The sequence below is a fragment of the Caulobacter sp. NIBR2454 genome (assembly GCF_027474405.1).
Taxonomy (GTDB): Bacteria; Pseudomonadota; Alphaproteobacteria; order Caulobacterales; family Caulobacteraceae; genus Caulobacter.
This window is the reverse complement of sequence record NZ_CP114871.1, coordinates 1,646,960-1,671,621: the sequence shown is the minus strand read 5'-3', so window position 1 is coordinate 1,671,621 and position 24,662 is coordinate 1,646,960. Positions and strand designations below refer to the sequence as shown.

Annotated in this window: 28 protein-coding genes; 11 read left to right on the top strand and 17 right to left on the bottom strand. The window is 66.9% G+C overall.

Annotated elements, in window-relative coordinates:
- Window positions 1-71: 71 nt before the first annotated feature.
- The 7 genes from O5K31_RS08230 to O5K31_RS08200 form a co-directional block, all read right to left on the bottom strand.
- Window positions 72-452, bottom strand: coding sequence for a hypothetical protein (locus tag O5K31_RS08230; protein WP_269716814.1), 381 nt, complete (start codon window positions 450-452; stop codon window positions 72-74).
- The gene (locus O5K31_RS08225) at window positions 445-1,029 is read right to left on the bottom strand and encodes an RNA polymerase sigma factor (RefSeq protein ID WP_269716813.1); all 585 of its coding nucleotides are present in this window, start codon (window positions 1,027-1,029) and stop codon (window positions 445-447) included. Before O5K31_RS08225 ends, O5K31_RS08230 begins: the two co-directional genes overlap by 8 nt.
- Window positions 1,030-1,057: 28 nt before the next feature.
- The gene (locus tag O5K31_RS08220; RefSeq protein WP_269716812.1) at window positions 1,058-1,456 is read right to left on the bottom strand and encodes a DUF6249 domain-containing protein; all 399 of its coding nucleotides are present in this window, start codon (window positions 1,454-1,456) and stop codon (window positions 1,058-1,060) included.
- Window positions 1,457-1,581: 125 nt separating this feature from the next.
- Window positions 1,582-1,887, bottom strand: coding sequence for a hypothetical protein (locus O5K31_RS08215; RefSeq protein ID WP_269716811.1), 306 nt, complete (start codon window positions 1,885-1,887; stop codon window positions 1,582-1,584).
- A 4-nt stretch (window positions 1,888-1,891) separates the two neighbouring features.
- Entirely contained in the window at window positions 1,892-2,431 is a 540-nt protein-coding gene (locus tag O5K31_RS08210) for an RNA polymerase sigma factor (protein ID WP_269716810.1), read from the bottom strand.
- A 12-nt stretch (window positions 2,432-2,443) separates the two neighbouring features.
- Window positions 2,444-2,830 carry a hypothetical protein gene (locus O5K31_RS08205; protein ID WP_269716809.1) on the bottom strand — a complete coding sequence of 129 codons (387 nt, stop codon included), beginning with the start codon at window positions 2,828-2,830 and terminating at the stop codon, window positions 2,444-2,446.
- 249 nt (window positions 2,831-3,079) lie between these two features.
- Window positions 3,080-3,421: an ArsC family reductase gene (locus tag O5K31_RS08200; protein WP_269716808.1), complete on the bottom strand. Its 342-nt coding sequence runs from the start codon at window positions 3,419-3,421 to the stop codon at window positions 3,080-3,082.
- A 137-nt stretch (window positions 3,422-3,558) separates the two neighbouring features.
- On the opposite strand from O5K31_RS08200, the gene O5K31_RS08195 reads away from it, so the two are divergent.
- On the top strand, window positions 3,559-4,035 hold the full coding sequence (locus O5K31_RS08195; protein WP_269716807.1) for a VOC family protein: 477 nt from the start codon (window positions 3,559-3,561) through the stop codon (window positions 4,033-4,035).
- Here O5K31_RS08195 and O5K31_RS08190 read toward each other — a convergent pair.
- From O5K31_RS08190 to O5K31_RS08180, 3 genes are all read right to left on the bottom strand, one after another.
- Window positions 4,032-4,733, bottom strand: a complete 702-nt coding sequence (locus O5K31_RS08190) for a glutathione S-transferase N-terminal domain-containing protein (RefSeq protein WP_269716806.1) — start codon at window positions 4,731-4,733, stop codon at window positions 4,032-4,034. The genes O5K31_RS08195 and O5K31_RS08190 overlap by 4 nt on opposite strands.
- A 60-nt stretch (window positions 4,734-4,793) precedes the next feature.
- On the bottom strand, window positions 4,794-5,234 hold the full coding sequence (locus O5K31_RS08185) for an SRPBCC domain-containing protein (RefSeq protein WP_269716805.1): 441 nt from the start codon (window positions 5,232-5,234) through the stop codon (window positions 4,794-4,796).
- Between the two features lie 67 nt (window positions 5,235-5,301).
- Entirely contained in the window at window positions 5,302-5,442 is a 141-nt protein-coding gene (locus tag O5K31_RS08180; protein ID WP_269716804.1) for a hypothetical protein, read from the bottom strand.
- A gap of 188 nt (window positions 5,443-5,630) precedes the next feature.
- Here O5K31_RS08180 and O5K31_RS08175 point away from each other — a divergent pair, with 188 nt between their 5' ends.
- On the top strand, window positions 5,631-6,272 hold the full coding sequence (locus tag O5K31_RS08175) for an OmpW/AlkL family protein (protein WP_269716803.1): 642 nt from the start codon (window positions 5,631-5,633) through the stop codon (window positions 6,270-6,272).
- Window positions 6,273-6,324: 52 nt separating this feature from the next.
- On the opposite strand, the gene O5K31_RS08170 is transcribed toward O5K31_RS08175, so the two are convergent.
- Window positions 6,325-7,968: an amino acid ABC transporter ATP-binding/permease protein gene (locus O5K31_RS08170; RefSeq protein ID WP_269716802.1), complete on the bottom strand. Its 1,644-nt coding sequence runs from the start codon at window positions 7,966-7,968 to the stop codon at window positions 6,325-6,327.
- The gene (gene cydD, locus O5K31_RS08165) at window positions 7,965-9,566 is read right to left on the bottom strand and encodes a thiol reductant ABC exporter subunit CydD (RefSeq protein WP_269716801.1); all 1,602 of its coding nucleotides are present in this window, start codon (window positions 9,564-9,566) and stop codon (window positions 7,965-7,967) included. Before cydD ends, O5K31_RS08170 begins: the two co-directional genes overlap by 4 nt.
- Before the next feature lie 172 nt (window positions 9,567-9,738).
- Here cydD and O5K31_RS08160 point away from each other — a divergent pair, with 172 nt between their 5' ends.
- Genes O5K31_RS08160 through O5K31_RS08140 form a run of 5 tightly spaced genes read left to right on the top strand, consistent with a single transcriptional unit; the run spans window position 9,739 to window position 14,723 of the window.
- Window positions 9,739-11,301 carry a cytochrome ubiquinol oxidase subunit I gene (locus tag O5K31_RS08160; protein WP_269716800.1) on the top strand — a complete coding sequence of 521 codons (1,563 nt, stop codon included), beginning with the start codon at window positions 9,739-9,741 and terminating at the stop codon, window positions 11,299-11,301.
- Window positions 11,302-11,326: 25 nt separating this feature from the next.
- Window positions 11,327-12,475 carry a cytochrome d ubiquinol oxidase subunit II gene (gene cydB, locus O5K31_RS08155; RefSeq protein ID WP_269716799.1) on the top strand — a complete coding sequence of 383 codons (1,149 nt, stop codon included), beginning with the start codon at window positions 11,327-11,329 and terminating at the stop codon, window positions 12,473-12,475.
- A gap of 22 nt (window positions 12,476-12,497) precedes the next feature.
- The gene (gene cydX / locus O5K31_RS08150; RefSeq protein WP_269716798.1) at window positions 12,498-12,617 is read left to right on the top strand and encodes a cytochrome bd-I oxidase subunit CydX; all 120 of its coding nucleotides are present in this window, start codon (window positions 12,498-12,500) and stop codon (window positions 12,615-12,617) included.
- On the top strand, window positions 12,614-14,002 hold the full coding sequence (hemN, locus tag O5K31_RS08145; RefSeq protein WP_269716797.1) for an oxygen-independent coproporphyrinogen III oxidase: 1,389 nt from the start codon (window positions 12,614-12,616) through the stop codon (window positions 14,000-14,002). Before cydX ends, hemN begins: the two co-directional genes overlap by 4 nt.
- A 7-nt stretch (window positions 14,003-14,009) precedes the next feature.
- Window positions 14,010-14,723, top strand: coding sequence for a BON domain-containing protein (locus O5K31_RS08140; protein ID WP_269716796.1), 714 nt, complete (start codon window positions 14,010-14,012; stop codon window positions 14,721-14,723).
- Between the two features lie 66 nt (window positions 14,724-14,789).
- Here the strand turns inward: O5K31_RS08140 and O5K31_RS08135 are convergent, their stop codons facing one another.
- Window positions 14,790-15,455, bottom strand: a complete 666-nt coding sequence (locus O5K31_RS08135) for a helix-turn-helix domain-containing protein (protein ID WP_269716795.1) — start codon at window positions 15,453-15,455, stop codon at window positions 14,790-14,792.
- A 171-nt stretch (window positions 15,456-15,626) separates the two neighbouring features.
- On the opposite strand from O5K31_RS08135, the gene O5K31_RS08130 reads away from it, so the two are divergent.
- From O5K31_RS08130 to O5K31_RS08115, 4 genes are all read left to right on the top strand, one after another.
- Complete coding sequence (locus O5K31_RS08130) at window positions 15,627-17,129, top strand: PAS domain S-box protein (protein WP_269716794.1); 1,503 nt, start codon at window positions 15,627-15,629, stop codon at window positions 17,127-17,129.
- A complete protein-coding gene (gene fixJ, locus O5K31_RS08125) occupies window positions 17,119-17,727 on the top strand; it encodes a response regulator FixJ (RefSeq protein ID WP_269716793.1) in 609 nt (202 codons plus the stop codon). Before O5K31_RS08130 ends, fixJ begins: the two co-directional genes overlap by 11 nt.
- Before the next feature lie 104 nt (window positions 17,728-17,831).
- On the top strand, window positions 17,832-18,188 hold the full coding sequence (locus tag O5K31_RS08120) for a response regulator (RefSeq protein ID WP_269716792.1): 357 nt from the start codon (window positions 17,832-17,834) through the stop codon (window positions 18,186-18,188).
- Between the two features lie 64 nt (window positions 18,189-18,252).
- Window positions 18,253-18,924 (top strand): ribbon-helix-helix protein, CopG family, encoded by a 672-nt coding sequence (locus O5K31_RS08115; RefSeq protein ID WP_269716791.1) that lies wholly within the window; start codon window positions 18,253-18,255, stop codon window positions 18,922-18,924.
- On the opposite strand, the gene gspK is transcribed toward O5K31_RS08115, so the two are convergent.
- The 4 genes from gspK to O5K31_RS08095 form a co-directional block, all read right to left on the bottom strand.
- Entirely contained in the window at window positions 18,851-19,825 is a 975-nt protein-coding gene (gspK, locus tag O5K31_RS08110) for a type II secretion system minor pseudopilin GspK (protein WP_269716790.1), read from the bottom strand. The two genes, O5K31_RS08115 and gspK, sit on opposite strands and share 74 nt — an antisense overlap.
- Window positions 19,822-20,442 (bottom strand): type II secretion system minor pseudopilin GspJ, encoded by a 621-nt coding sequence (gspJ, locus tag O5K31_RS08105; RefSeq protein WP_269716789.1) that lies wholly within the window; start codon window positions 20,440-20,442, stop codon window positions 19,822-19,824. Before gspJ ends, gspK begins: the two co-directional genes overlap by 4 nt.
- A gap of 47 nt (window positions 20,443-20,489) precedes the next feature.
- Window positions 20,490-23,084 carry a TonB-dependent receptor domain-containing protein gene (locus O5K31_RS08100; RefSeq protein ID WP_269716788.1) on the bottom strand — a complete coding sequence of 865 codons (2,595 nt, stop codon included), beginning with the start codon at window positions 23,082-23,084 and terminating at the stop codon, window positions 20,490-20,492.
- A gap of 69 nt (window positions 23,085-23,153) precedes the next feature.
- Window positions 23,154-24,614, bottom strand: a complete 1,461-nt coding sequence (locus O5K31_RS08095; protein ID WP_269716787.1) for a hypothetical protein — start codon at window positions 24,612-24,614, stop codon at window positions 23,154-23,156.
- Window positions 24,615-24,662 lie beyond the last annotated feature (48 nt).

Sequence of the window (24,662 nt, the reverse complement as noted above, 5' to 3'; positions counted from 1 at the left end):
GCTGAAGAGGCCGCGAACCTATAGCGTCGCAAGCCTCCCCGCAACGCACCCGCGGGGCGATTAAACGCGAGTTACAGCTCTCCGACCGCCCGCATGGCCACAAAAGTGACGGCCAGGACGGAAAGACCGACCGCAGCCCACATCACCTCGCCGCCCACGGGCACGCTGGAAAACTCCAGCCCAGCCCTCGACGCCTCCATCACACGGTGCGACAGCAGCTTCATCGGTTCAGAGGGAATGTCCTCCGCCCGAACCAGCAAGCCTGAGCGCACCAACTGCCATACGCCCGTCAGGCCGCCGATGAACCCGGCGACGCCGATGGCCCACTGCCGCATGCTCCAACCGCGCTCCAGGCGATTGACGACCTGCCGCGCGAAGGCCTCGCGGTCTTCAAAGACTGGAGTGTCCGCGAACATGCGGTCCAGCCTGGTTTCGAATTCCAGGTCAGCCATGACCCTGCCTCCCGGACGCCGTCGCTCCATCCTGTGGAGCCAGGCGTCCCCTGAGCTTATCCAAACCACGTTTGACATGGGATTTCACCGTACCCAGGGGGGCTCCGAGCGCCTCGGCCGCTTCGGCGTGGGACAGGCCCGCGCCATAGCAGAGCGAGATGCACATCCGCTCCGATGCCGGAAGCGCGCGCAGCGCCTCGTCGAGATCGATCCGTGTCGCCACGAATGCTTCTCCCCCGTGTCCTTCTGAAGCTTCACCTTCATCTGTGGCGGCTACAAGGCGAGACTCCTTGCGCCAACGACGTACATAGAGCCGGGCTGCGATCCGCTTGACCCAGGCCGCGAACGGCCCCTCCCCGCGGAACTCCGAAACCCGCTCGAAAGCCTGCAGAAAGGCGTCCTGAGCCAGGTCGTCGGCCACCGAGGCTTGCGCGCCCATACGACGCAGAAGCGCCCGGACCGCGGAGCCGTGACGGCGCACCAGCTCGCCGAAAGCCGGCCGATCCCCGGCCGCCGCAAGCGCGGCGAGCTCGACATCGTGCAGGTTCCCGACATTAGGCGGGCTTGTCTTGCCCATGATCCAATCTCCCCAACTGGATCTCAGGTCAGACCTGTTTCTCGATCCGGTCGGTCTTGTTGGGATTGAAGAAGCTCAGAACGACGTAGGCGATCCCGATCAGGCCAGGAATGAGGCCAATGCCCATCAGCGGGTAAACGGCGTCGCTTTCCTCGTAGCCGACCATCCAACCGAAGGCGGCGATGCCTGCGCCGACCGCGATCAAAATAATGCCGGTGCGGATGTCGCTTTGAGCGGTCGAAACCTTACGGACCTTCACATCCTTGCTCATCGCTTCGATGAGTTCCGGCGGAAGTTCCTGCCCCTTGTCGATGGCGGCCCGGATAGTGGCCTGCATCTCTTGACGTTCACGGCTTCTCAGCCACTTCGGAATGACGACGATCGCGACGACCATGATGAATGGCGCGAGCGGAATGAGAATTTCCATGACCAGAACCCCTTTTGACTTGCAGCGGTGAGCCTGTCGCTTCCGCCTTCTGTAGGGAAGAGGCTTTGGCGACCCGCAACAGATGCAGGGGACCGCATTAAACCTTCGTCATGCTCGGCCAGGCCTCAGCGCCGGACGAGCACGCCGACCAGGAAGCGTCCTCCAAACGCCGTCGCCAGGGCCAGAGCCAGAGCCATCAGGCCCGGCGCCACGGGCGCGAACGCCGTTAGGCTGAGCCGATCGGCCAGCACGTCCTGCAGCGCCCACAGGACCGCCGCCGCCGCCAAAGCGACAGGAAGCAGGGTCAGCACGCTGTAGATCGCCCGTCGGCGCGCGATGCGTTCGGCCAGGACCGCCGAGAAGCCGTAGCCGTTGGGCGCCGGGCTGGCTGCCGCGGACATCAGGGCCGAGAGCTTCTGTTCAGGCGTCATGCCGTCATTTCCCATCTCGCCCTCCCAGCGCGGTGAGCAGGCGAGCCCTGCCCCGGTCCACATAGGATTTCACCGTTCCGAGCGGCAGGTCCAGCGCTTCGGCCGCCTCGGCGTGCGACCAGCCCTCGACCATGCAGAGCGTGACGCAGGCTCTTTGCCCCTCGGAAAGCTCGCCCATGGCCTGGGCCACGGCCAGCCGGTCCTCGGCCGACAAGCCCGGCGTCGCCTCGGCGATCTCCAGCCAGGCTCCGTCTCGCGCCGCGTCCCGTCGCTGGGACCGCATTCGGTCGCGGGCCTTGCGCCAGCCCATGCCGCACAGCCAGGACCGCACCCGCCCCGGGTCCTTGAGCCCGCCCAGATTGCTCCAGGCGATGAGAAAGACCTCCTGCGCCAGATCGTCCGCCTCCGCCGCCGATCCCCCCAGGCTTCGCCTCAGGAAGCCGCGGAGCGCGCCCTCGTGCCGCTGAACCAGCCGCATGAAGGCCGCGTCCGAGCCGGCGCGGGCCGCAGCCACCAGCGCCTCGTCGCTCCACCCCGTGTTCATCGACGTTGGTCATCAGCCGCGCGGGCGGGTGGCGATCAGGATGACCAGCGAGGCCAGGGCCAGCGCCGCCATCACCACCGCCACGATCACGAAGGCCGAACCGACCCCGAACAGGTCCGTCACCGCCGCATAGGTGAAACCCGCGGCCATGACCCCGAACATCACCACCGAATAGAGGTGGCCTTCGCGGCTCTTGCCGGCGCCGGCGTTCTCGCCCTGCGGCCGCTCGAGCGCCTGGAGAAGCTGGGCCGGCGGCTCATCGCCCTTCGCGGCGTAGGTCTTCAGCAGCTCGATCGTCGATTGCTGGCGGCGGTACTTCAGCCAGGAGTCCCAGCCCGCCATGGCGAAGCCGAAGAGCGGGAAGATAAGCCACCAATATCCGCGGAAGATGTCTTCCATGTCCTTGTCTCCATCCCGACGCGGTCATCCGCGCCGTTCTTGTCTGGTAGTCGCCGCCGTCGGCGCGTCCGGATGCAGGGCCTGGAGAAAAAGTTTGGCCCGTCATCGCGCGCTGCGGCGGCTCCGTTGGGGAAACGGCGCCTGACCAGGGTGGAGCTTAAGCGGGATTTGGCGGTAGCGGATAAGCGATGTCTCCAGTGTCTCCCTCGAGGGTCCCGGAGTATCGGGAGTATCGGTCTTGCCTTTCCCCTAGAAGGCCGCCGAATAAAGGTCCGGTTTGAAGCCCACCAGGCGGCGGTCGCCGAGGTCGAGAATGGGGCGCTTGATCATCGAGGGCTGGGCCTGCATCAGGGCGATGGCCTTGTCGGCGTCCAGGTCCTGGCGGTCGGCTTCCGGCAGCTTGCGGAAGGTGGTCCCGGCGCGGTTCAGCACCGTCTCCCAGCCGAGCTCGTCGACCCAGGCCTGAAGATGCGGCCGGTCGATCCCGGCGGCCTTGTAATCGTGGAAGGCGTAGGCGACGCCCTTGTCGTCCAGCCATTTGCGGGCCTTGGCGACGGTGTCGCAGTTCTTGATGCCGTACATGGTGATCATGCCCCTTCCCTTCCGCCATTCGGGGCGAAGATCAAGCCGCGCCGAAAATTCGCGAGGGCTGTCGGATCGTGCGGGCGTCGAGCGTCCTTGAAGTGACGCCATGTTGAGCGATCATCGCTCGGTCAGGAGGACGCCCCATGCCCAAGATCACCCCGTTCCTGTGGTTCGACACCCAGGCCAAGGAAGCCGCCGATTTCTACGTCTCGGTGTTCCCCAATTCGAAGATCCGGGACGTGTCCTATTACGCTGAGGGCATGCCGGCCCCCGCCGGTTCAGTGATGGTCGTGGAGTTCGAGCTGGACGGCCAGGTTTTCCAGGCTCTGAACGCCGGCCCGCATTTCAAGTTCGACGAGGCGATCTCGTTCATGATCGACTGCGCCGACCAGGCCGAGGTCGACTATTACTGGGAGAAGCTGCTGTCGGGCGGCGGCGAGGAAAGCCAATGCGGCTGGCTGAAGGACCGCTTCGGCCTGTCCTGGCAGGTGACGCCGCGCCGGCTGATGGAGCTGATGGCCGACCCGGACAAGGCCAAGGCCGCCCGGGTGGGGGCCGCCATGATGCAGATGATCAAGATCGACATCGCCAAGATCGAGGCGGCGGCCGAAGCCGCCTAGGGTTTGGCGGGGATGTTCAGGCCGCGCTGCACGGCGGGGCGCGCCAGGGCGCGCTCCAGCCAGGCGGGGACGTTCTTGAGGGTATCGAACTCGACTAGGTCGCGCGCCTCGTAGAAGGTGATCAGGTTGCGCACCCAGCCGATCATCGAGATGTCGGCGATGCTGTACTCGCCCATGATCCAGTCGCGGCCTTCGAGGCGCGTCTCCAGAACGTCCAGCAGGCGCTTGGATTCGGCCACGTAGCGCTGCAGCGGGCGCTTGTCTTCATATTCGCGACCCGCGAACTTATGGAAGAAGCCCAGCTGGCCGAACATCGGGCCGATGGCGGCCATCTGGAAGAACACCCACTGAATGGTCTCCCACCGGGCGGTCGGGTCGGCGGGGATCAGCCTGCCGGTCTTCTCGGCCAGATAGACCAGGATCGCGCCGGACTCGAACAGGGCCAGCGGCTTGCCGCCCGGACCGTCGGGATCGATGATCGCGGGGATCTTGCCGTTGGGGTTGAGGGACAGGAATTCAGGACCCCAGGTCTCGTTCTTGCCGATATCCACCGCGTGCGGCTCGTACGGCAGACCCAGCTCCTCCAGCATGATCGAGGCCTTTACGCCGTTCGGCGTCGGCCAGGAATAGAGCTGAAGACGCTCGGGATGCCGGGCGGGCCAGCGCTGGGTGATCGAAAAGGCCGAGAGGTCGGACATGGGGAGCTCCGCTGTGGGAACCACAGTTAGGCGCCCAGCGGTCCCGGCGCCATGGCGGGGTCAGCCCAGAGCGGCGACGCGAGCGTCCAGGGCCTTGTCGACCTCGGCGTAGGCCGGGACGAAGTCGCGGGCGATCCTGGCCTCGCCCCACAGAAGGGGCAGAAGGCCTGACAGGGCCTCGGTCTGGACGACGCGGGTCCCCTGCCCCTCGGCGGTGAGGAGGAAGCCGTGGCGGCCGGTGAACAGCAACGGCACGTTTCCCGCCCAGGCCAACTCGCGGCCCGGCTCGCAGGCGACGATGCGCACGGTCTGGCCGACGGTCTTGGTGGCGTCACCCGCCAGGTTGCGAAACCGCGTGAAGATCTTGGCGCCCAGCCGCGCTTGCCCCCGCGCCTCGACGTTCAAGGGATTCCATTCGGCATAGCGCTCGAAATCAGCCAGCACCGCCCAGACGCGGTCCGGGCTGGCGGGGATGAAGCATTCGGTGCGGATCAGGGCCATGCCGATATCTCACAGCAGGACCCGTCCTGCGCAAGCTCGGGATGGAGGCGAGATATCCAACGATGCCTTACCGCCCGGATCGGTGGCGTGGCCGGCGTCGCGTCGCTGGGTCGAAAGCGGTGAACACCGCTACGCCGCCGACGACGGCGACGAATAGACAGAACGCCGTGAGCACCATGGTCAGGTAAGCCGTTTCAACGATGGACATGCGCGCCTCCCATTCTTGAAAGGGCGACGGTAGGCAGCGCCTGATCGCGCCGCCTTGACCCTGATCAACACCACTGATCCCAGGCCAAGCTCACGCTTGCGGTGGGTCAATGTTCCGGGCGGACGGCTGACGATGATGCCCCCCGACGGCGCGGTAACGGCGTCGCCGAAACCAATGGGGATAAGACCATGAAACTCGCCACCCTTGTCGTGGCCGCGCTTGCGGCGACAGCCGGCCACGCGGCCGCGCAGGAATTCCAGCCCAAGGCGGCCGGAACCTTCGTCGTCACCGCACGCGCAACGGGCGTCCTGACCGACGCTTCCGATCCGATCACCACCGCCGCCGGCGCCGCCTCCGGCTTGAACGCCGAGGTGGGCGACGACGTGATGCCGACTCTGGGCTTCACCTACTTCTTCACCGACAAGATCGCGGTGGAGGCCATCCTGGGGACGACCCAGCATGAGGTCCGCGCCAGGGGCGGCGCGACCGACGTGGCGGTCCACAAGACCTGGGTGCTGCCGCCGGTGGTCACGGTCCAGTACCACCCGCTGCCGGCCGCGAAGGTCAGCCCCTATGTAGGCGCGGGCGTCAACGCGATGATCTTCTACGGCGGCGACGACAAGAACGGCTTCTCGGTCGATCTGGACAACGGGATCGGCTGGGCGTTGCAGGCGGGGGCGGATGTGGCCCTGCAAGGTCCGTGGGCGCTCAACCTCGATGTGAAGAAGGTGTTCTTCAAGACCGACGCCTCGATCAACGGCGGGGCTTTGAAGAGCGAAGTGAACCTGGATCCGTGGGTGGTGTCCGCAGGCGTCAGCCGCCGGTTCTAGAAGCCTGAGGCAAGAGATGACGGCCCGGCCGCAGCGATGCGGCCGGGCTTTTTCATGCCCGGCGTTCGAGCGGTGGCGGCGCCATTAGAACACGCCCATCGGCGCCCAGGCCTTCGACCACGAGCAGCCTGTCGCACAGGGCGAGCGGCGCGGGGCGGTGAGAGACCACGATCAGGCCTTGGCCGCTGGCGGTCAGGCGGCGGTCGAGACGGTCAAGGACGAGCGCTTCGGTGGCCGCGTCCAGACCCTCGGTCGGCTCGTCGAGCAGGAGCCAGGGAGCGGGCCGCAGCAAAGCGCGGGCCAGGGCGAGGCGCCGGCGTTCGCCGCCTGACAACTCGTCGCCGCCCTCCCCCAGCCAGGCATCGAGGCCGGCGGGCAAGCGGCGCACGCGCTCGTCCAACCCGGCGTCGAAGAGCGCAGACCACAGGGTCTCGTCGTCGGCTTTGGGCGCGGCCAGTTGAAGGTTTTCACGCACCGTGCCGGTCAGCAGGATCGGGTCCTGCGCGGCGTAGGCGAAGGCGGCGCGGGCGACCTGGACATCCAGCCGCGCCAGATCCGCGCCGCCGAGGAGGATAGCGCCGTGCGGCGCGGGACGAAGGCCGATGAGTTGCTCAACCAGGGTCGTCTTGCCCACGCCGGACGGTCCGCAGATCGCGAGACGGGCGCCAGGCTCCAGCCGCTGGCCAAGGTCCGTCAACTGGATGACGGGAACGGCGAGGCGAAGCCGGCTGGCCGAACGCGGCGCATGCTGCAGGACGGGCTCCAGGCGGCGAGACGCGGCGCGGGCGTCGCCGTCCTGTTCCATGGACCGGACAAGCGACTGCACGCCCTCCATGGTCATCGCCGTGGCCAGGGCCGCGAGGGCGGCCAACGGCAAGGAGGCGTGACGCGCGGCGATGATGACAAAGACGACCGCCAGGCCGCTAAGGGCGGCCTGGGCCAGGATCGAAAGCGCCGCGATCCGCGCGAGACGCCGGCGGCTGTCGGTCAGGGCCTGGTCCTGGGCGGCGATGCGGTCGGCGGCCCAGGTCTCCAGGCCGTAGCAGCGCAGTTCCGGCGCCGCGTCGGCCGTGTGGGCGACGGTCTCCTTGAAACGCCCGACCGCCTGGCGGACATCCGAAGCGGGACCGGACGCGACCTTGCGACTGGTCGCCACGGCGCTGACTGCAGCCAGAGCGATGAAGAGGACCAGCACGGCCAGGGCCGGCCATCCAGCCAGAGCGGTCAGGGCCAGGCCGGCGATCAGGCTGGCGACGGCCCCGGCATGGGCCGATATCCGGACGAACATCGCCTCGATGGCGTCCACATCCTGGATGAACCGAGCCGACGCCTCGCCAGCGGAATAGCCAAGGGCGGTCTGGGGCGGCGCGGCGGCGAGCGAGGCGAACAGGCGTGGCCTGATGCCGGCCAATGCGCCGAGCGCGGCCTGGTGACCCTGCAGGCGCTCCAGATAGCGAAAGGCCGTGCGCAGGATGGCCAGCAGGCGGATCATGGCGCTGGGCAGCAGGAAGTTGAATGTGTGAGCGGTCGCCAGACCCGCGACGCCGGCCAGAGCCGCGCCGGTGATGAACCAGCCGGAAATGCCCAACAGCACCACCGCCGCGATGGCGGCCACCACCGCGCTGGCGCCGGCGAACCACAGCCGCCCCGCCTGCTGGCGTTTCTCGTGACGGATCAGTTGTTCGAGCGCGGTCATGCCAGCGTCAGGACCTGAGGAGCGGCGGCGATCAGGCGCGCATCGTGAGTGGCGATCAGGGTCGTTCGCCCCCTCGCCGCCTCAAGGATCAGGGGCAACAGGACCGCGGCGCTGTCGTCATCGAGATTGGCGGTGGGTTCGTCGAGCAGGAGGATGGGCGCGGGCTTGAGGAAGGCGCGGGCCAAGGCGAGCTTGCGGCGCTCTCCGCCCGAGAGGCCGCCGCCCCGTTCGTCCAGCGGCGTGTCCAGGCCCTGCGGCCTGTGGTCGATCAGCCCGCCCAGGCCCGCGCGGCGGGCGGCGGTCTCGACCTGCTGGCGGCTGGCGTCCGGCCAGGCCAGGGCGATGTTCTGGGCCAAAGTTCCAGCGACAATCAGTGGGGTCTGGCCCGCCCACGCAACGGCGGGGGCCAGGGATGCGCCAGGGTCGAGGCGTTGGCCATCGACCGTGATCGCCCCGCCGCTCAAGGGGGCCAGGCCGACCAGCAGATGCAGCAGGCTGCTCTTGCCAGAACCGCTGGGACCGACGATCGCCACGAAGCCGCCGGCCGGCACGTCGAGAGACAGCCGGTCAAGAACCGGCCCCTCTCCGCCGGGATAGGAAAGCGTCACCTCGTGCAGGCCGAGGGCCGGCGCCGTTGTCGGCCGCGGCGCGGCGGCGACAGTCGCCTCGTGGGTTCGGGCCAGCTCCATGACCGCAGGGATCGCGGCCTCGGCGGCCTGCCGGTCGTGATAGGCGGCGGCCAGGCGACGCAGGGGCGCATAGACCTCGGGCGCGAGGGCCAGGACGAAGAAGGCCCGCGCCAGGTCCAGCTTCTCCGGAACAGGGAACGGCAGCAGGCCCAGCAGATTGAAGCCGCAATAGACGGCGACCAGCGCCACCGAGAGCGCCGCGAAGAACTCAAGGACGGCGGACGACAGGAAGGCCTTCTGCAGGACTCGAACGGTGCGTCGCTGCAGCTCGCGCGAACGGATGGCCAGCTGCTCGGTCGTGCGGCCCTCGGCCTGGAAGACGAGCACGGTCGGCAGGGCGCGGATACGGTCGAGGAATAACCCCGACAGACGTTCCAGCGCCTCGAACTGGCGGCGCGACTCCTCGGCCGCCGCCATGCCGGCCAGGGCCATGCCGATGATGAAGGGCGCGAGGGTGAACAGTATGATCCCCGCCACCACCGGACTGGCGAAGGCGGCGACAGCGATCAGGGCCAGGGGCGTGATGACGGCGGCCAGACGGGCGGGAGCGAAGCGTGAGATATAGCCGTCCAGCGCCTCTACGCCCTCCACCAGGGTGTTGGCGGTCGAGCGGGCGCGAATCGGCTGGAACAGGCCAGTCGTCGCTTGGCGGCGCATGGCCGCCTTGACCTGACCAGCGGCGTCGACGCCGGCTAGCATCGCGCCCCGGGCGAGCAGGCCGCGCAGGACGGCGCCCACGGCCAGCAGCATGAGCCACGGCCACACAGCGGCGAGGCCGCCGGCCAGATGTGCGATCGAGAGCGCTATCCCGGCGGCGAAAGCAGTCGCCGCCGCGGCGTCGCCAATCAGGAACAACGCGCCGCGACGGCTGGACCTTCCGCCCGCCCGCGCCGCGTCGCGAAGCAGCATCTGGGGAGATGTGCTCCGGTCAGCGAGAGAGGGTGATGCGGCGTCCATACAATCTCCTACCGATCCAACCGTGGCTTTCACTTGATCCGGATCAAAGAAGCGCATTCGCTACGCTCTTAAAGGACCTACTTCATGGCGGTCGTTATCGGCGACCGCTCCAGCGGAGCCGACCATGGACCTAGCCGTCGTAGACCTATCCCGCCTGCAATTCGCGCTTACAGCGCTCTATCACTTCCTGTTCGTGCCCCTGACCCTGGGGCTGTCCTTCATGCTCGTGATCATGGAGGCCATCTACGTGATGACCAAGCGCCCGATCTGGCGGACGGTCACACGGTTCTGGGGAACCCTGTTCGGAATCAACTTCGTGCTCGGCGTCGCGACCGGGATCACCATGGAGTTCCAGTTCGGGATGAACTGGTCCTACTACTCCCACTACGTCGGCGACATCTTCGGGGCGCCCCTAGCGATCGAAGGCCTGATGGCCTTCTTCCTGGAAGCCACGTTCGTGGGCCTGATGTTCTTCGGCTGGGACAAGCTTTCCAAGGTCGGGCACCTGTTCGTCACCTTCATGGTGGCGCTGGGCACCAACCTGTCGGCCCTGTGGATCCTGATCGCCAACGGCTGGATGCAGAACCCGGTGGGTTCGAGCTTCAACCCCGACACCATGCGCATGGAAGTCACGGACTTCGCCGCGGTGCTGTTCAACCCCGTCGCCCAGGCCAAGTTCGTCCACACGGTCAGCGCCGGCTACGTGATCGCCTCGGTCTTCGTGCTGGGGGTGTCGGCCTATTACCTGCTCAAGGGCAAGTGGGTGGGCTTCGCCAAGCGGTCGATGACCGTGGCGGCCGCCTTCGGTCTGGCCTCGTCGCTGTCGGTCGTCGTGCTCGGCGATGAGAGCGGCTACGCCCTCACCGACAACCAGAAAATGAAGCTCGCGGCGCTTGAAGCCATGTGGGAGACCGAACCGGCCCCCGCCGGCCTCGCCGCCTTCGGCATTCCGAGTTTGGCGGATCGCAAGACCCACGCCGAAGTCAAAATCCCCTATGTGCTGGGCCTGATCGCGACGCGCAGCATCGACAAGCCGGTCGAGGGCATCTTCGAACTCGTCGCCCAGGCGCAGGACCGCATCGAATCCGGCGTGGTCGCCTATGGCGCGCTGGAGACGCTCAAAGCCAACCCGGCTGACGTCGGCGCCCGCGCCATCTTCGAACAACATCGCCGCGACCTTGGCTACGGGCTGCTGCTCAAGCGCTACGTCGCCGATCCGCGCATGGCCGACGCCGCCCTGATCGAGAAGGCGGCCTGGGACACCGTGCCGAACGTGCCGCTGATGTTCTGGTCGTTCCGCATCATGGCCGGCATCGGCCTGCTGATGATCGCCCTGTTCGCCACGGCCTTCATCCTGGTCACCCTGCGCAAGCACGATACGCGTTGGTTCCTGCGCCTGGCGGTGCTGGCCATCCCCCTGCCCTGGGTCGCCACCGAGCTGGGGTGGATACTGGCGGAAGTTGGTCGTCAGCCCTGGGCGGTCGAAGGGGTCCTGCCGACCTTCCTGGGCGCTTCGTCCCTGACAGTGGCCCAGCTGTGGACCACGATCGTCGGGTTCACGGTCTTCTACGGCGCCCTGGCGGTCGTGGAGGTCGGACTGATCCTGCACACGATCAAGAAGGGACCGTTCGCCCAGCAAGAAGAGTTCGACCCGCAGCGCGCGCCCAACGCCGAAGCCGTCGCCTGACCCGACGCCTCAAGGAAACCAAGTCATGGAACTTCCTCTCGACTACGCCACCCTGCGCATCATCTGGTGGGCCCTCGTCGGCGTGCTGCTGATCGCCTTCGCTCTCACCGACGGGTTCGACATGGGGGTCGGCGCCCTGCTGCCCTTCGTGGCCCGCAAGGACGAAGAGCGCCGCATGGTGATCAACACCATCGGCGCGACCTGGGAAGGCAACCAGGTGTGGTTCATCCTGGGCGGCGGCGCGATCTTCGCGGCCTGGCCGTTCGTCTATGCGGTGAGCTTCTCCGGCTTCTATCTGGCCATGTTCCTTGTGTTGTCGGCCCTGATCCTGCGGCCGGTGGCGTTCAAGTATCGCTCCAAGCGCAAGGACCCGCGCTGGCGCGCCTTCTGGGACTGGTCACTGTTCGTGGGCGGCTTTGTCCCGGCCCTGGTGTTCGGGGTGGCCATGGGCAATGTCCTGCAAGGCGCGCCCTTCCGTCTCGATGGCGACATGCGCGCCTTCTATGAGGGACCCTTCCTGGGCCTGTTCACGCCCTTCACTCTGATCTGCGGCCTGCTGTCGGTTTCGATGCTGGTGCTGCACGGGGCGGCTTGGCTGGGGGTCAAGGCCGAGCGCGGCCCGATCCTGGATCGCGCGCGGGCCTATGGCACCATCGCGGCCCTGGCCAGCGTGGCCCTATTCGCCATCGGCGGCCTGTTCATCGCCTTCGGTCCGCTGGGTTTCCGCATCGAGGGCCTGGCTGATCCGTCCGGCCCGTCCAACCCGCTGCGCACCGCCGTCGTGGCCGCGCCCGGCGCCTGGCTGGACAACTACGGCCGCTACCCGTGGATGCTGATCGCTCCGGCGCTCGGCTTCCTGGGCGCCGTCGCCGCCCTGGCGGGTCTGTGGAAGCGCTCGGAGCCGCTGGCCTTCGCCGGATCGTCCGCTTCGGCCGTGGGCATCATCTCCACCGTCGGCCTGTCGATGTTCCCGTTCATCCTGCCCAGCACGATCGACCCGCGGTCGAGCCTGACGGCGTGGAACGCATCCTCTAGCCACGGCACGCTGTTCATCATGCTGGTGGTGACGGCCGTCTTCCTGCCGCTGATCCTGATCTACACGGCCTGGGTCTACAAAGTGCTGTGGGGCCGGACCAGCACCGCCGCCCTGACCACCAATCCCGACCTCTACTGAGCCTCAAGAAGGAGAACCGACCATGTGGTATTTCGCCTGGATTCTGGGGCTTGGTCTGGCGGTGGCGTTCGGAATCCTGAACGGCATCTGGCACGAGTTCCAACTGTTCGACGATGGTGACGAAGGCTTGTCCGAGCCGTGAACGCCATCGTCTCGCGACCCTGCGCGGCCGCCGCCCCGGGTGAGTTGATCGCCCGCTATGACGGCCGCGCACCGCGCTATACCAGCTATCCCACGGCGGCGCAGTTCACCGACGCCGTGGGGCCCGACCTTCACCAGAAATGGCTGGCCGCCCTGCCGGGGGACGAGGCGGTCTCGCTGTATCTGCATATCCCCTTCTGTGAGCGGCTATGCTGGTACTGCGGATGCAACACCCGGGCGGTGACGCGCCGGGAAAGCATCTCGGCCTATGTGGATTTGCTGGAAACCGAGATGGCTCTCGTGGAAAGCGTGCTGCCGGGCCGTTTTTTGCGGGCGCGGTCCATCCACCTGGGCGGCGGCACACCCAACATGCTTTCGCGCGATGATCTGACCCGCCTGTTCGGCGCCTTGCGGCACGTGTTCGACGTTTCGCCCGGCGCGCAGATCGCCGCCGAACTGGACCCCGCCGTGTTGACGCGGGACTGGGTACGGGCCGCGGCGTTTCACGGCCTGAGCCGCGCCAGCCTGGGCGTGCAAGATCTGTCGCCCGACGTGCAGGCGGCGGTGAACCGGCCCGAGGGTTTCGATGTGGTGGCGCGCGCTGTGGAGTGGCTGCGCGAGGCTGGTGTCGGCTCGATCAATCTGGACCTGATGTACGGCCTGCCCAACCAGACCGTCGATACGGTGATCGACACGCTGGAGCAGATCCTGACCCTGCGGCCCGAGCGCATCGCGCTGTTCGGCTATGCGCATGTGCCGTGGATGAAGGCGCATCAGCGGCTGATCGACGAGACGCTTTTGCCGGGCGCGGACGAACGGTTCGTCCAGGCGGAAGCGGCGGCGGCCTATCTGTTCGCGGCCGGCTATGTGCGTGTGGGCCTGGACCACTACGCCCTGCCGAGCGACAGCCTGGCGATGGCGCAGGATCAGGGCCGCCTGCGCCGCAATTTCCAAGGCTACACCGACGATCCCTTGCACACGGTGCTGGGTTTCGGCGCCTCGGCCATCAGCCAGCTGCCGCAAAGCTATGTGCAGAACCTGACCCTCGAGCGTGACTGGCGCGCGGCGGTTTCGTCCGGTCGCCTGCCGACCGCCCGGGGCGTCGCCCTGACCGACGACGACCGCTTCCGGGGCGAGATCATCGAGCGGCTGATGTGCCGCTTCGAAGTCGATCTGGCGGCGGTCTGCGCCAACCATGGCCGCGATCTGGCGGAACTCTCCGGAGCGATCGACCGCCTCGCTCCATTCGAGGCCGACGGTCTGGCCCGGCGCGACGGGGCAAGCTTGCGGATCACTGACCGGGGACGCCCCTTCGCCCGCTCGGTCTGCGCTCTGTTCGACACCCACCTGGACGCAGCGGCCCAGCGGCACGCACGCGTCGTCTGAGAGCATCATGAAAAACGACAAGACGCTGCGCCTGAAGATCATCAAGGCGCTCGACGGCGAACGTCTGTTGCCCAGCGAGCGCATCGGCGTTGCGGTGGAGCATGGCCTCGTCAGCCTGTTCGGGCATGTGGCCAATGAGCGTGAACGCCAGCTGGCCTTGCAGATCGTCAGCCGTCAGCGCGATGTCGTCTCCGTCCTCGACGCGCTGGAGGCAGCGGCGCCTCGGCCCGCGCCCAGCTCGCTGTACGATCACGACAAGACCTATGAGGCGCCGTTCGAGCCGCTGCATCTGGATATCGATGAGGCCGTCACACGCTATGAAACCCGCGGCCCCATAGAGCGTCCGCAGGAGGCGCCGGAGTCATGGTTCGAAGCCTTCGCCGAGAGCTTGGTCCTGCCGGTGTTCAACGACGTGATCGCCTCGGCTAGGCGTGCCGGACACGATGGACAGGTGCTGCACCGCAAGGAGCGCGACGCCCACATCTATCGCCTGGAGCTTACGCGGGCGGACCATCCCGACGACCAGCCCGCGCCGTGGCTGGAGCTCGCGCCGGCGGATCGAGGACACAAGGTCGCCGTGACCCGCGGCGGCACCTATCCCGGTCCAGCCGACCACAACTTCTTCGACACCGAGGTGAGCTGGGAGGAAGTAGAGCCGAAGGCCGTTCACCAGCAGATCCTCAAGTGGGTGAAGCGCGTCTTCCGCAATTACCGCGACTGAGATGAGAAAAGGCGCGGCCCTGGGGGAGCCGCGCCTTAAGTTGGCCCTGTGAGGGACCGGGGGTCTTCAGGCTGCGGCCTGAAGCAGGCGGCGGTCGCAGAGGACCACATGGCGCGAGGTGGCGCGGGCGATACGATGTTCCCGCTCCATCTGGGAAAGAATGCGCGAAACCGTCTCGATGGTCAGACCAAGGTAGTCGGCGATGTCGGTGCGCGACATGGGCAGTTCGACCCCGTCGCTGGCGGGCGCGCGAGCGGACATGTCGGCCAGAAAGGCCTCGACCTTCTCGGCGGCGGTCTTGCGGCCCAGAAGGACCATGTGATCCTGCATGCGTTCCAGGTCGAGGGCGGTCAGGGTCCAGACCGCGCGCCAGGCGGCGGGGTCATTCTGGGTCGTCTTGTCCAGCACCGTGCGGCGGACGAGAGCCAGCTCACAGCATCCGACGGCCTCGGCGGAGAACCGATGGGTCGGGCCTACTTCCAGACCAAAGACATCGCCCGGCATGTGAAAGGCGACGATCTGGCGGCGGCCATCGTCCAGGAGACGCGTCGTGCGGACCACGCCGCTCAGCACCTTGTAGACGAACTCGGCGGCTTCCTCCTCGCCGAAGATCTCCTCGTTGCGCGAGAAGGTCATCGAGAACCCGGGGACGAAAACGCCCAAGGCCAGTTCCGCCATGCACGTGCGCCGACCGGCGATCACTTGAGCTGGATTGAAGACCTGGACCTGCATTTCGCCCTCCTGTTGATGAGCGAGTGTTAGGAGGCCCCGCGGCGCTTCGAAATTCAGGGGTTTCGCTTACGTAGAATCCCTTAGTGGCGCCCGACCGGGCTGGGCCTTTACATCGCCGGAGGTAGGAACTCGGGACATGGCGCCGCGCCCAGACAATGCTACTGGGCGTGCATGCGGCAGCTTTGGCGCAAGATGGATGACGACCACGCCCATTCGCATGGCGAATGGCTGCGCTATCTGACAGCGCTTTGCGCCAGCGCCGCGACGGTCGCGCTGTGGAGCATCACCGCAGCCCAGCTGGGCTTTGGCGCCGGCCTGCTGCTGTTCATTCCCGCGATCCTGCTGAGCGCGAGTTTCGGCGGTCTTGGCCCCGGCGTCGTCGCCAGCCTTATCGGTCTTGGCGCGGCCGTCGTCGGCATCGCCAGACAGGACGATCCGCTCGACGGCCTGTTAGGCTTGGCCGTCTTCACCTTCGCCGCCGCCGCCATCATCGCCACGGGAGCCTGGGCTCGCTCCATGCGCGCCGCCGCGCGCGAGATGACCCGCCATCTGACCCAGCGCGAGGCCCATCTTCGCTCGATCCTGGACACGGTGCCCGAGGCGATGGTGGTCATCACCGAGGACGCCATCATCCAGTCGTTCAGCCCCGCCGCCGAGCGGCTGTTCGGCTGGTCATCGGACGAAGTGATCGGGCGCAATGTCAACATCTTGATGCCCTCTCCTCATCGTGAGGCTCATGACGGCTATCTGGCCCGCTATCACGCCACCGGCGAGCGACGGATCATCGGTACGGGGCGCGTGGTCGTGGGCGAACGCAAGGACGGCTCGACCTTTCCCATGGAACTGGCGGTCGGCGAGATGCAGCCTGGACCTCATCGGTTCTACACCGGCTTCATACGGGACCTGAGCGAGCGCCAGCGGACGGAGACGCGACTGCAGGAGCTGCAGTCGGAGCTGGTCCATATCTCGCGCGCCACGGCGATGGGCGAGATGGCGTCGGCCCTGGCGCACGAGTTGAACCAGCCGCTGGCCGCCATCGCCAACTATCTGCGGGGATCGAAGCGGTTGCTCGACGCCCCCAGCCCCGACCATCAACGCATCAGCGAGGCGCTGGACAAGGCCGCCGACCAGGCGTTGCGCGCCGGGCAGATCATCCGCCGGCTTCGCGACTTCCTGGCCAAGGGCGAGACCGACCGTAGGGTGGAGAGCCTGACCAAATTGATCGAGGAAGCCAGCGCCCTGGCCCTGGTCGGCGCCAAGGAGCTTGGCGTGCGCGTCCGGCTGCAGCTCGATCCGGACGTCGATCTTGTTCTGGCCGACCGGGTGCAGATTCAGCAGGTAGTCCTGAACCTGGTGCGCAACGGCATGGACGCGATGGAGACCACGCCGCGTCGAGACCTGACGGTTGAAAGCGTCCCGGGACCCGACCAGACCGCGGTCGTCAAGGTGACTGATACCGGAACCGGCCTGTCCGAAAGCGTCATCGCCAACCTGTTCCAGCCCTTCATCACCACCAAGCCGGCAGGCATGGGCGTAGGCCTGTCGATCTGCCGCACGATCATCGAGGCGCATGGCGGGCGGATCTGGGCCGAGCCCAATCCGCAGGGCGGCGCCGTTTTCATGTTCACCCTTCCCAGAGCGGTCAGCGACGAGGAGCCCGAGGATGTCGTCTAACGTTCAGGTCCACGTCATCGACGACGACGACGCCATGCGCGACTCGCTGTGCTTCCTGTTCGAGACGTCGGGGCTGGTCGCCCAGGCCTATCCTTCGGCCGTCGCCTTCATCGAAGCCATGCCCCACGTCGGGGGATGCATCGTCACCGACATCCGCATGCCGGAGATGACCGGCCTGGAGTTGGTCCGGATGCTCCGCGTCATGGGATCGACGCTGCCGGTGGTGGTGATGACCGGCCATGGCGACGTGCCCCTGGCGGTTGAGGCCATGAAGGCGGGCGTGATCGACTTCCTGGAAAAGCCGTTCCGGGAGGAGACGATGATCAGCGCGGTGATGTCGGCGCTGAAGTCCGGCGAGGAGACGGCGCGACGAGACGCCATGAGGGACGGCGTGCTGGCCAGGCGCGATCAGCTGGCGCCCCGCGAACGCCAGGTGCTGGACGCCCTGGTGGATGGCAAGGCCAACAAGGTCATCGCCCATGAAATGGGGATCAGCGCCCGGACCGTCGAGATCTATCGCGCCAACGTCATGACCAAGATGCAGGCGGCGAGCCTGTCGGAACTGGTGCGCATGGTTCTGCTGGCGTCGCCCCAGTAGCCGCGCGGGCGTTGCGCCAGATCAAGGCGCCGGCTTCCAAAGCGCGCCACGGTTATGGTCCAGCCGCCACAGGATCGCCCCGCGTGTCACCGAACCTTGGAGTCGTGATTATCGCCGACGACGACCCGGCCGTGCTTCACGCGCTGCGTTTCGCCTTCGAGATCGAGGGCTTTGACGTCATGTCTTTCCCCGACGCCGCCAGCGTTCTGCGTTCGCCCCCGCTTCCGAAGTGCGGCTGTCTGGTCCTCGACTACAAGATGCCCGACATGGACGGCCTGACCCTGCTGGCCGCGTTGCGCGCCGCTGGCGTCGAGCTGCCCGCGATCCTGATGACCAGCGGCCCGACGCGCGCCTTGAAGGCCCGGGCGGCGGCGGCTCATGTGCCCATCGTTGAAAAGCCGCTGCTGGGCGACGAGCTGACCCGCCGCGTACGAGGCCTCACCGGCGCGCAGGTCTGTTGAGCGCTCGGCCGAACGACCGTCATCGCACGCTCCACATAATTCCGACGCCGCTCTGTCATGGAGTTTGAGTAAGCAGGCGTTCCGCCATGCCGCTTCCTCCTCGCCCCCGCACCATCGGATGATGCTGTTCTCGTTCCGTCTGTCGAACGCGCTGGCAGCTCGGTTCGACGCGCACGCCCAGCATCGGGGCGGCCGGTCCGAACTGCTTCGGACGTTGGTCACGGATTATCTTGAGGCCCAAGGAGAGCCGCAGCCTCCCGAGACGGTCCAGACAACACAAGCCGCCCCCAAGATTCCCAAGGTCCGCCTCGACGAGGCCGACCTAGAGCGACTGGACGAGGAAGCGGCGAAGGTCGGCATGACACGGGGCCAGTGGATCGAGGCGCTCGTCCGCCGGCGCCTTCACGGCCAGCGTCAGCTCAACCCCGAGGATCGGGCGCGCCTGTCGCATATCAACATCGAGCTGCGCACCCTGCGCCAGCGTGCAGAACTGGTCCTGGCGACGGCGCGCCGCCGCCTGAACGACGGTGATGACGCCGAACTGACGATCCAGCGCATCGCCGAACTTGAGCGCGGCGTCAGGCGGATCGGCCAAGCCGTGCGCGCGGGTTTCGAGGGCAGCGACGCCTATTGGGACGCCAATATGGACGACGAAGGCGCCCCTAGTCGTCCAACGCCCACCGCCGCGCCACAAGATCCAGACGCCCCGAGGCCTGACGCTCGAAGCGGGAGTTGAGCACCACCTCCGCATCGTCCCAACGGACGCGGGCGGTCATGTCGAAGAAGCGGCTGTCGAGGCGGACCTGCTCGCGGATCGGCGCCTCGACGCTTCCCCCTCCAGCCAGAAGACGATCCCAGAATCCGGCCGGGTCGCGCCAGCCATCGGCCGGCCGCGTCGCCAGAACGCCGCGTGCAAGATCCTCATCCGCCTGTCCCAGGGTCAGCGCCGACAAAAGCAGAGCCTTGTCGGCCGGGAGGGTGTTGATGTTGATCGGCGACAGGTCCGTGGTCGGCAGGGCGCAGACCCAGGGCCGCAGCCGGGCGTAGACGTTGGGACCAAAGCCCTGGACCGTTCGAAGCTCGCTGACCTCGGCCAGGGGCTGGCCGGCGGTTCGATAGGGGCGCTCGCCATTGAGATAGGCCCCGTCCTCAGCGCCGGCATAGGTGACGTCGTTGCTGTCCATCCAGTCGGCCAGGTTTTCAGCCAGCTGGCGCGCCTGGCCGATCTGTAGGCCCTCCATGAGGGCGGTGAACTGGCGCACGCCAAGTTCGCGCCGGCTGAACGGCTCGCCTTGATCCGCTGCGACGACGCTGTTGAGGTTGAAGCAGGCCGAGCCGTCGGTGACCGTGGTCTGCATCAGGCCGCCATCCAGCGGCAACTCCACGGGCCGGCCATTCCAGCCGCCGGCCAAAGTGGTGCGCTGCGGGTCCTTGCGTTGCAGGGTCTCGATCCGCTCGCGCGCCAGGGTCTCCGCGCCCAGGGCGTACCACTGGGCTTGGCCATTGGCCTGGCTGTTGTGGGATCGGCGGACGGCGAAGCGGATATCGTCCAGCACGCTAACGGCGATGATCGACATCATCGCCACCAGTAACAGGACCATCAGCAGGGCCATGCCCTGTTCGGACCTTTGCCTCATGGCGTGATCGCGGAGGTAAGGAACTGCATGCTCAGCTCCCCCTCCCCCTTTAGGGTCAGATCAAGCCGCACCGCCTGAGGCAGGGGCAAGCCGGGCGCGCCTTTCCAAGACGGCTCCCATTGGCCTTCATGAAGAAAGGCGACGGCCGCGGCCTGAACCTCTTCGGCGAGAATCTGGGGCGGTCCCAGCGGCGCGCCGTCCAGCGCGTTTCTGGAGCGGCGCTCCAGCCGACCATCGACCAGGGCGTACTCGACATACTGCAGAGAGGAACGAGCCGGATCGCCCATGGTCTCGACCCCGCGCCGGGTCAGGGCGAGCAGCGGCCCTCCCCCGCCCCAAGGGTCGCCGCCGTAGAACGACGCCAGAGCGGGCTGACCGTCGGAGCCGCGCACCGCCCGAGGGGCCGCCTGACCGATATCGGCTTTCAGGATGGCGCGCAGGCGCTGCAGGCGGCCGATATCGCCGACGCGGACGCCGACCACGCGCTGATTATCGACGGTAGCGCTCATGATGGTCACCGCGCCGGCGGTGATCAGGCCCAGGATGACGAGCGCCACCAGCATCTCCACCAAGGTGAAGCCGCTGTCGCGAAGGCGTCCGGCAGGAGGTTGGGCCATAAACGGAATCCGGGCGGCTCCTGGAAAAGGGCCGCCCGGACTATATCCTAGAATTGAGCGCTGAGGCCGAACGAGACGCTCGTGCCCAGGCCGTACCGGTTGTTGTCCACCCGACCGCCGCCCAGCTCCTGATACTCTTCGTACTCAGTGTCGAGCAGGTTGCGGGCCTCGAACGAGAACGTGAAGTCCTGGTCCCAGTGGGTGAAGGTCTTGCGGTAGGTGAAGTCGAGCATGACGCCCGGATCCTGGATCAGGTCGGGTTGCTCGGTACGACCGCGGGCCGAGATGCGCTCGCTGACGTAGGTCAGCAGCACGGTGGCCTGCGAGCGGGCCGCCTCGTCCTCGAAGCCAAACTGGACGTTGGCGATGTGCTCGGACTGGCCCTGCAAGCGGCTGCCGTCCTTGACGTAGTCGCTGGCCGGACGCGCGGCGCCGCCGGCGCCCAGCGGATAGACAACATCGCCATCGCCGACTTTCACGTCGGACGTGGAGTAGGTGTAGTTGGCCATGGCCAACCAGCGCTTGGAGCTGAACCAGGCACCTTCCATCGGAAGATCGAAGTACTTCTTGGCGTCGATTTCGAAGCCGTAGAGCGTGGCGCTCGGCGCGTTGACGTAGGTCTGGACGATGGTGGCGCCCTGCTCGGAAACCACCGACTCGATCGGCTTGTCGATGTCCTTGAAGAACACGCCAACGGTCAGATACTGGTCGCGGTCGAAGTACCACTCATAGCGGCCTTCCACGTTGAGCAGCTCGGAATCCCGCAGGTAGGGGTTGCCGCTGAAGAGGCGGTCGGAGTCTGGGTCGGTGTACTGTTGCGGCGCCAGTTCGCGGAACTGCGGACGGCCGATGGTCTTGGACGCGCCAAAACGCAGCTGCATGTCTTCGTAGAAGTTCCAGGTCACGGTCGCGGCCGGCAGTACATAGCTGTTGTTCAGCGGCGCGCTGTTGGCGGGCGTGCCGCCAAACAGATCGACGACCTGCACGTCCTGCTTGGCGTCTTCATAGCGCAGACCGGCCGAGAGCCGCACCAGCGGCATGATCTCGGCGTCGACCTGGGCGTAGACGCCATGGGTCTTCAGCGAGGCTTCATAGGCCGCCGCACCGTCGCCGCCGGTGGTTTCGGTCAGCACCAGACCGTTCGGGCCGATGTTGTAGTCAGCCAGCAGGAAGTCGACGCGCTCGCGCTGCACGGCCAGGGGCAGAGCGCCGTTGGTGGCGGTGAAGCGGAATTCGCGGCTCCAGGAGTCGCGCTGGTTGTCGAGATAGGCATAGCCGGCGCTGACGACGGCTTCGCGGGTGCTGGAGAGCGGGATCGCGTACTTGAAGTCGATGCCGGCGCTGATGACTTCGTCATTCAGTTCGCTGAAGCGGGTGTAGTTCTGCTCCTGCGAGGCGCTGTGATAGGTCACGCCGTCCTCGATGCGGTAGCGGATGCCCTTCTCGTAGGGCGCATTGCGCTCCGACTTGGCGTAGGACGTGCGCCAATCGATTTCCAGGGCGTCGAACTTGTGCTCACCGGCCAGCTGGGTGTCGATCAGCTGACGCTCGAACCATTCGGTGTAGTCGTCGCGCACGTCGCGGCCGGCCAGTTCGTCGCGGCCCTGACGGCTGCGCGCCTCCTTGGACGTGCTGCGGATGAACAGGTTGGTCCAGCGCACCTCGTTGTCGCCCCACTCCGCGCCAAAGCCGAGCAGGCCGTTGGTCACGACATCGTTCTGGGTCGAGGAGAAGTCGTAGTCGGTCCGAACTTCCAGAACGCCGTTCTGGACGAGGCCTTCCTGTTGCTTGCCCGTCCGGGTCTTCCAGCCATTGTCGTAACCGGCCGAGAAGATCACGCCCAGGGTGGCGAAGCCGGCGTCGAAGGAACGGCCGCCGCTCAACTCGATGCTGCCGTTCAGCGGGATGTCGTTGGTGCTCTGCAGCAGGTTCAGCGGCGCGTTCACGAAGCTGTGGCCGATATTCATCAGCTCGGCGTCGGTAAAATTGCCGGGCGCGATGCGCTTGCCGGTGGCGATGGCCTGCTTCAGGCGACCGGGAATTTTGCGGGTGGCGTCGTCCACGCCGAGCCAGTCGGTGTCGGAGCCGAAATAGGTCAGGCCGCGCTTCAGGCTGGTCTCGGAGTTGCCGCCGAAGCTGCCGCCGATCGTGAAGAACGGCTCATCGGGCACGCCGATGGTCTGCAGGTCGATAAGGCCGCCGCCGAACTCGCCCGAATAGTTGGCCGAGTAGGACTTCTGGACGACCGTGCCGCCCAGGATGTTGGAGGGGAAGAGGTCGAGGGGGACCACGCGTTGCAGCGGCTCGGGGCTGGGCAGCGGCGAGCCGTTCAGCAGGGCCGAGGAGTAGCGCTCACCCAGACCGCGGACATAGACGAACTTGCCGCTCACCAGGCTAAGGCCCCCGACGCGGGTCAGGGCCTCGGCGGCGGTGTCGTCACCTGAACGCTTCAGGTCTTCGACGGAGATGTAGGTGGAGACTTCGGCCGTCTCGCGCATGGGCTGGGGAATGTTGCGTCCCAGCACTTCCACAGCTTCGACCTGGGCCTCGGCGGCCGCATCGACCTGGGCCAGCGCGACGTGCGGCGCGACGAGAGCCGTCGTGGCCAGCAGGCCGGCGACGGAGAGGGCGAGCTTTTTCATGAGACAGACCTTGAAGATTCGAATGGCGGTAAGGAGCGGGAGGCGCCGCGAGGGCGCCTCCCGTCAGGATCAGCAGGTCGAGCCGGAGGTCAGACCGCAGGTCCACCCCTGCCACCAGGTGTCGTTGGCGTCGCGGACGGCGCCGATGTAGTTGGCGGCCGTGAAGAACGAGCTCAGCGCGGTGACGTTGAAGGGCGTCACGGCGTTTTCGTTGGCGCCGTTGATGAAGGTGCCCGACAGCGTCGAGGTGTGGGTCGAGCTGTTGTTCGTGCCCGCGTTGAAGATCGTCGCGTTGGCGGCGGCGTTCACGTTGCTGTCTTCGGTGAACGGCGTGGCGCAGGCCAGGCGCACCGAGTTGAACGTCCCCTGGGTCGTGGCGTCGTCGATGTCCAGGCAGCCGGCGGCGGCGTTGGTCATGACCACCAGACCGTTGACGAAGACGTTGTTGGTCGAGGTGTTCATGGTGATGGCGTCGTTGCCGGCGCCGCCGCGACCGATGAAGGTGAAGTTGGCGAACTTCGGGTTCGAACGCGGGGCCGTGCCGGCGCTGGAAGCTTCCACGATGCGGTTGCCGCCGTTGGCGCGTTGGACGGCGATCACGAACTGGATATTGCCGTTGAAGCCCACGTCGGTGTCGAGGCTGTCGTCGTCGTTGCCGGTGAGCACCAGATACTTGGCGTTCACGGTGCCGCCGAACCACTCGATGCCGTCATCCGAGCTGTTGTGGACCTGGATGTGATCGACGGTCGTGCCGTTGCCGACGCCGGCGAAGGTGATGCCGTTCAGTTCGTTGTTGGCGACAATGATGAAGCCCGAGTGCTGGACGCGGACGTAGCGCAGGACGCCGCTGCTGTCGGTGGCGCTGTTGCCGCCGTAGAAGGCGTTCGTGCCTTCAACCTGGGCTTCGCAGGTCGCGCTGCCCGGCGTGGCGCCCGAACCCGAGCAGTTGCTGATCGGCGCGCGGCCGAGGATGACCAGGCCGCCCCATTGACCGATGGAGTCGACGTTGGTGGAGCCTTCGATGCTCTGGCGGCTGGTGAAGACGATCGGCTGAGTGGCCGTGCCCTGGGCGAAGATTTGCGAGCCGCGGTTGACGACGATGTAGTCGAGACCGGCCGAACCGAACACCTTCACGCCCGGATCGACGGTCAGGACGCCCTTGACGGCGCCGGCCTTAGGAGCGGCCGGATCGCCGCCCATGTCGTCGCCCACATCCACGCGGCCGGTGACCGAATAGACGGTGCCGCTGCGCAGCGGCAGGACCAGGTTGCCGGTGATCTTGGCGGGCAGTTGGCAGTTGCGGAGCGTGCCGTTGGCGACGACGCCCGCGTTGGTCAGACCGGTGGGGCAATCGGCGGCCGGGGTGCCCGGAGCGGGGTTGCCCGTGCCCGGGTTGGTCGGCGTGCCGGTGCCGCCATTGAAGGCGCCTTCGCCCGGCGAGGCGACTTCATCTGCGCCCCCGCAGGCGGAAAGGGTCGCCGCGGCGCCCAGCGCCACCAGCACCATGCTAAATCGTTTCAGGCCAATCATGCCGCTCTCCCGCGTATGAGACAAATGAAGGCGGGGAGACGCGCAACA

What these genes read in the sequence shown, in the direction of transcription:
- O5K31_RS08230 (WP_269716814.1), bottom strand. Translation starts at nt 452, where the DNA reads ATGGCTGACCTGGAATTCGAAACCAGGCTGGACCGCATGTTCGCGGAC.
- O5K31_RS08225 (WP_269716813.1), bottom strand. Translation starts at nt 1,029, where the DNA reads ATGGGCAAGACAAGCCCGCCTAATGTCGGGAACCTGCACGATGTCGAG.
- O5K31_RS08220 (WP_269716812.1), bottom strand. Translation starts at nt 1,456, where the DNA reads ATGGAAATTCTCATTCCGCTCGCGCCATTCATCATGGTCGTCGCGATC.
- O5K31_RS08215 (WP_269716811.1), bottom strand. Translation starts at nt 1,887, where the DNA reads ATGACGCCTGAACAGAAGCTCTCGGCCCTGATGTCCGCGGCAGCCAGC.
- O5K31_RS08210 (WP_269716810.1), bottom strand. Translation starts at nt 2,431, where the DNA reads ATGAACACGGGGTGGAGCGACGAGGCGCTGGTGGCTGCGGCCCGCGCC.
- O5K31_RS08205 (WP_269716809.1), bottom strand. Translation starts at nt 2,830, where the DNA reads ATGGAAGACATCTTCCGCGGATATTGGTGGCTTATCTTCCCGCTCTTC.
- O5K31_RS08200 (WP_269716808.1), bottom strand. Translation starts at nt 3,421, where the DNA reads ATGATCACCATGTACGGCATCAAGAACTGCGACACCGTCGCCAAGGCC.
- O5K31_RS08195 (WP_269716807.1), top strand. Translation starts at nt 3,559, where the DNA reads ATGCCCAAGATCACCCCGTTCCTGTGGTTCGACACCCAGGCCAAGGAA.
- O5K31_RS08190 (WP_269716806.1), bottom strand. Translation starts at nt 4,733, where the DNA reads ATGTCCGACCTCTCGGCCTTTTCGATCACCCAGCGCTGGCCCGCCCGG.
- O5K31_RS08185 (WP_269716805.1), bottom strand. Translation starts at nt 5,234, where the DNA reads ATGGCCCTGATCCGCACCGAATGCTTCATCCCCGCCAGCCCGGACCGC.
- O5K31_RS08180 (WP_269716804.1), bottom strand. Translation starts at nt 5,442, where the DNA reads ATGTCCATCGTTGAAACGGCTTACCTGACCATGGTGCTCACGGCGTTC.
- O5K31_RS08175 (WP_269716803.1), top strand. Translation starts at nt 5,631, where the DNA reads ATGAAACTCGCCACCCTTGTCGTGGCCGCGCTTGCGGCGACAGCCGGC.
- O5K31_RS08170 (WP_269716802.1), bottom strand. Translation starts at nt 7,968, where the DNA reads ATGACCGCGCTCGAACAACTGATCCGTCACGAGAAACGCCAGCAGGCG.
- cydD (WP_269716801.1), bottom strand. Translation starts at nt 9,566, where the DNA reads ATGCTGCTTCGCGACGCGGCGCGGGCGGGCGGAAGGTCCAGCCGTCGC.
- O5K31_RS08160 (WP_269716800.1), top strand. Translation starts at nt 9,739, where the DNA reads ATGGACCTAGCCGTCGTAGACCTATCCCGCCTGCAATTCGCGCTTACA.
- cydB (WP_269716799.1), top strand. Translation starts at nt 11,327, where the DNA reads ATGGAACTTCCTCTCGACTACGCCACCCTGCGCATCATCTGGTGGGCC.
- cydX (WP_269716798.1), top strand. Translation starts at nt 12,498, where the DNA reads ATGTGGTATTTCGCCTGGATTCTGGGGCTTGGTCTGGCGGTGGCGTTC.
- O5K31_RS08140 (WP_269716796.1), top strand. Translation starts at nt 14,010, where the DNA reads ATGAAAAACGACAAGACGCTGCGCCTGAAGATCATCAAGGCGCTCGAC.
- O5K31_RS08135 (WP_269716795.1), bottom strand. Translation starts at nt 15,455, where the DNA reads ATGCAGGTCCAGGTCTTCAATCCAGCTCAAGTGATCGCCGGTCGGCGC.
- O5K31_RS08130 (WP_269716794.1), top strand. Translation starts at nt 15,627, where the DNA reads ATGCGGCAGCTTTGGCGCAAGATGGATGACGACCACGCCCATTCGCAT.
- fixJ (WP_269716793.1), top strand. Translation starts at nt 17,119, where the DNA reads ATGTCGTCTAACGTTCAGGTCCACGTCATCGACGACGACGACGCCATG.
- gspK (WP_269716790.1), bottom strand. Translation starts at nt 19,825, where the DNA reads ATGAGGCAAAGGTCCGAACAGGGCATGGCCCTGCTGATGGTCCTGTTA.
- gspJ (WP_269716789.1), bottom strand. Translation starts at nt 20,442, where the DNA reads ATGGCCCAACCTCCTGCCGGACGCCTTCGCGACAGCGGCTTCACCTTG.
- O5K31_RS08100 (WP_269716788.1), bottom strand. Translation starts at nt 23,084, where the DNA reads ATGAAAAAGCTCGCCCTCTCCGTCGCCGGCCTGCTGGCCACGACGGCT.
- O5K31_RS08095 (WP_269716787.1), bottom strand. Translation starts at nt 24,614, where the DNA reads ATGATTGGCCTGAAACGATTTAGCATGGTGCTGGTGGCGCTGGGCGCC.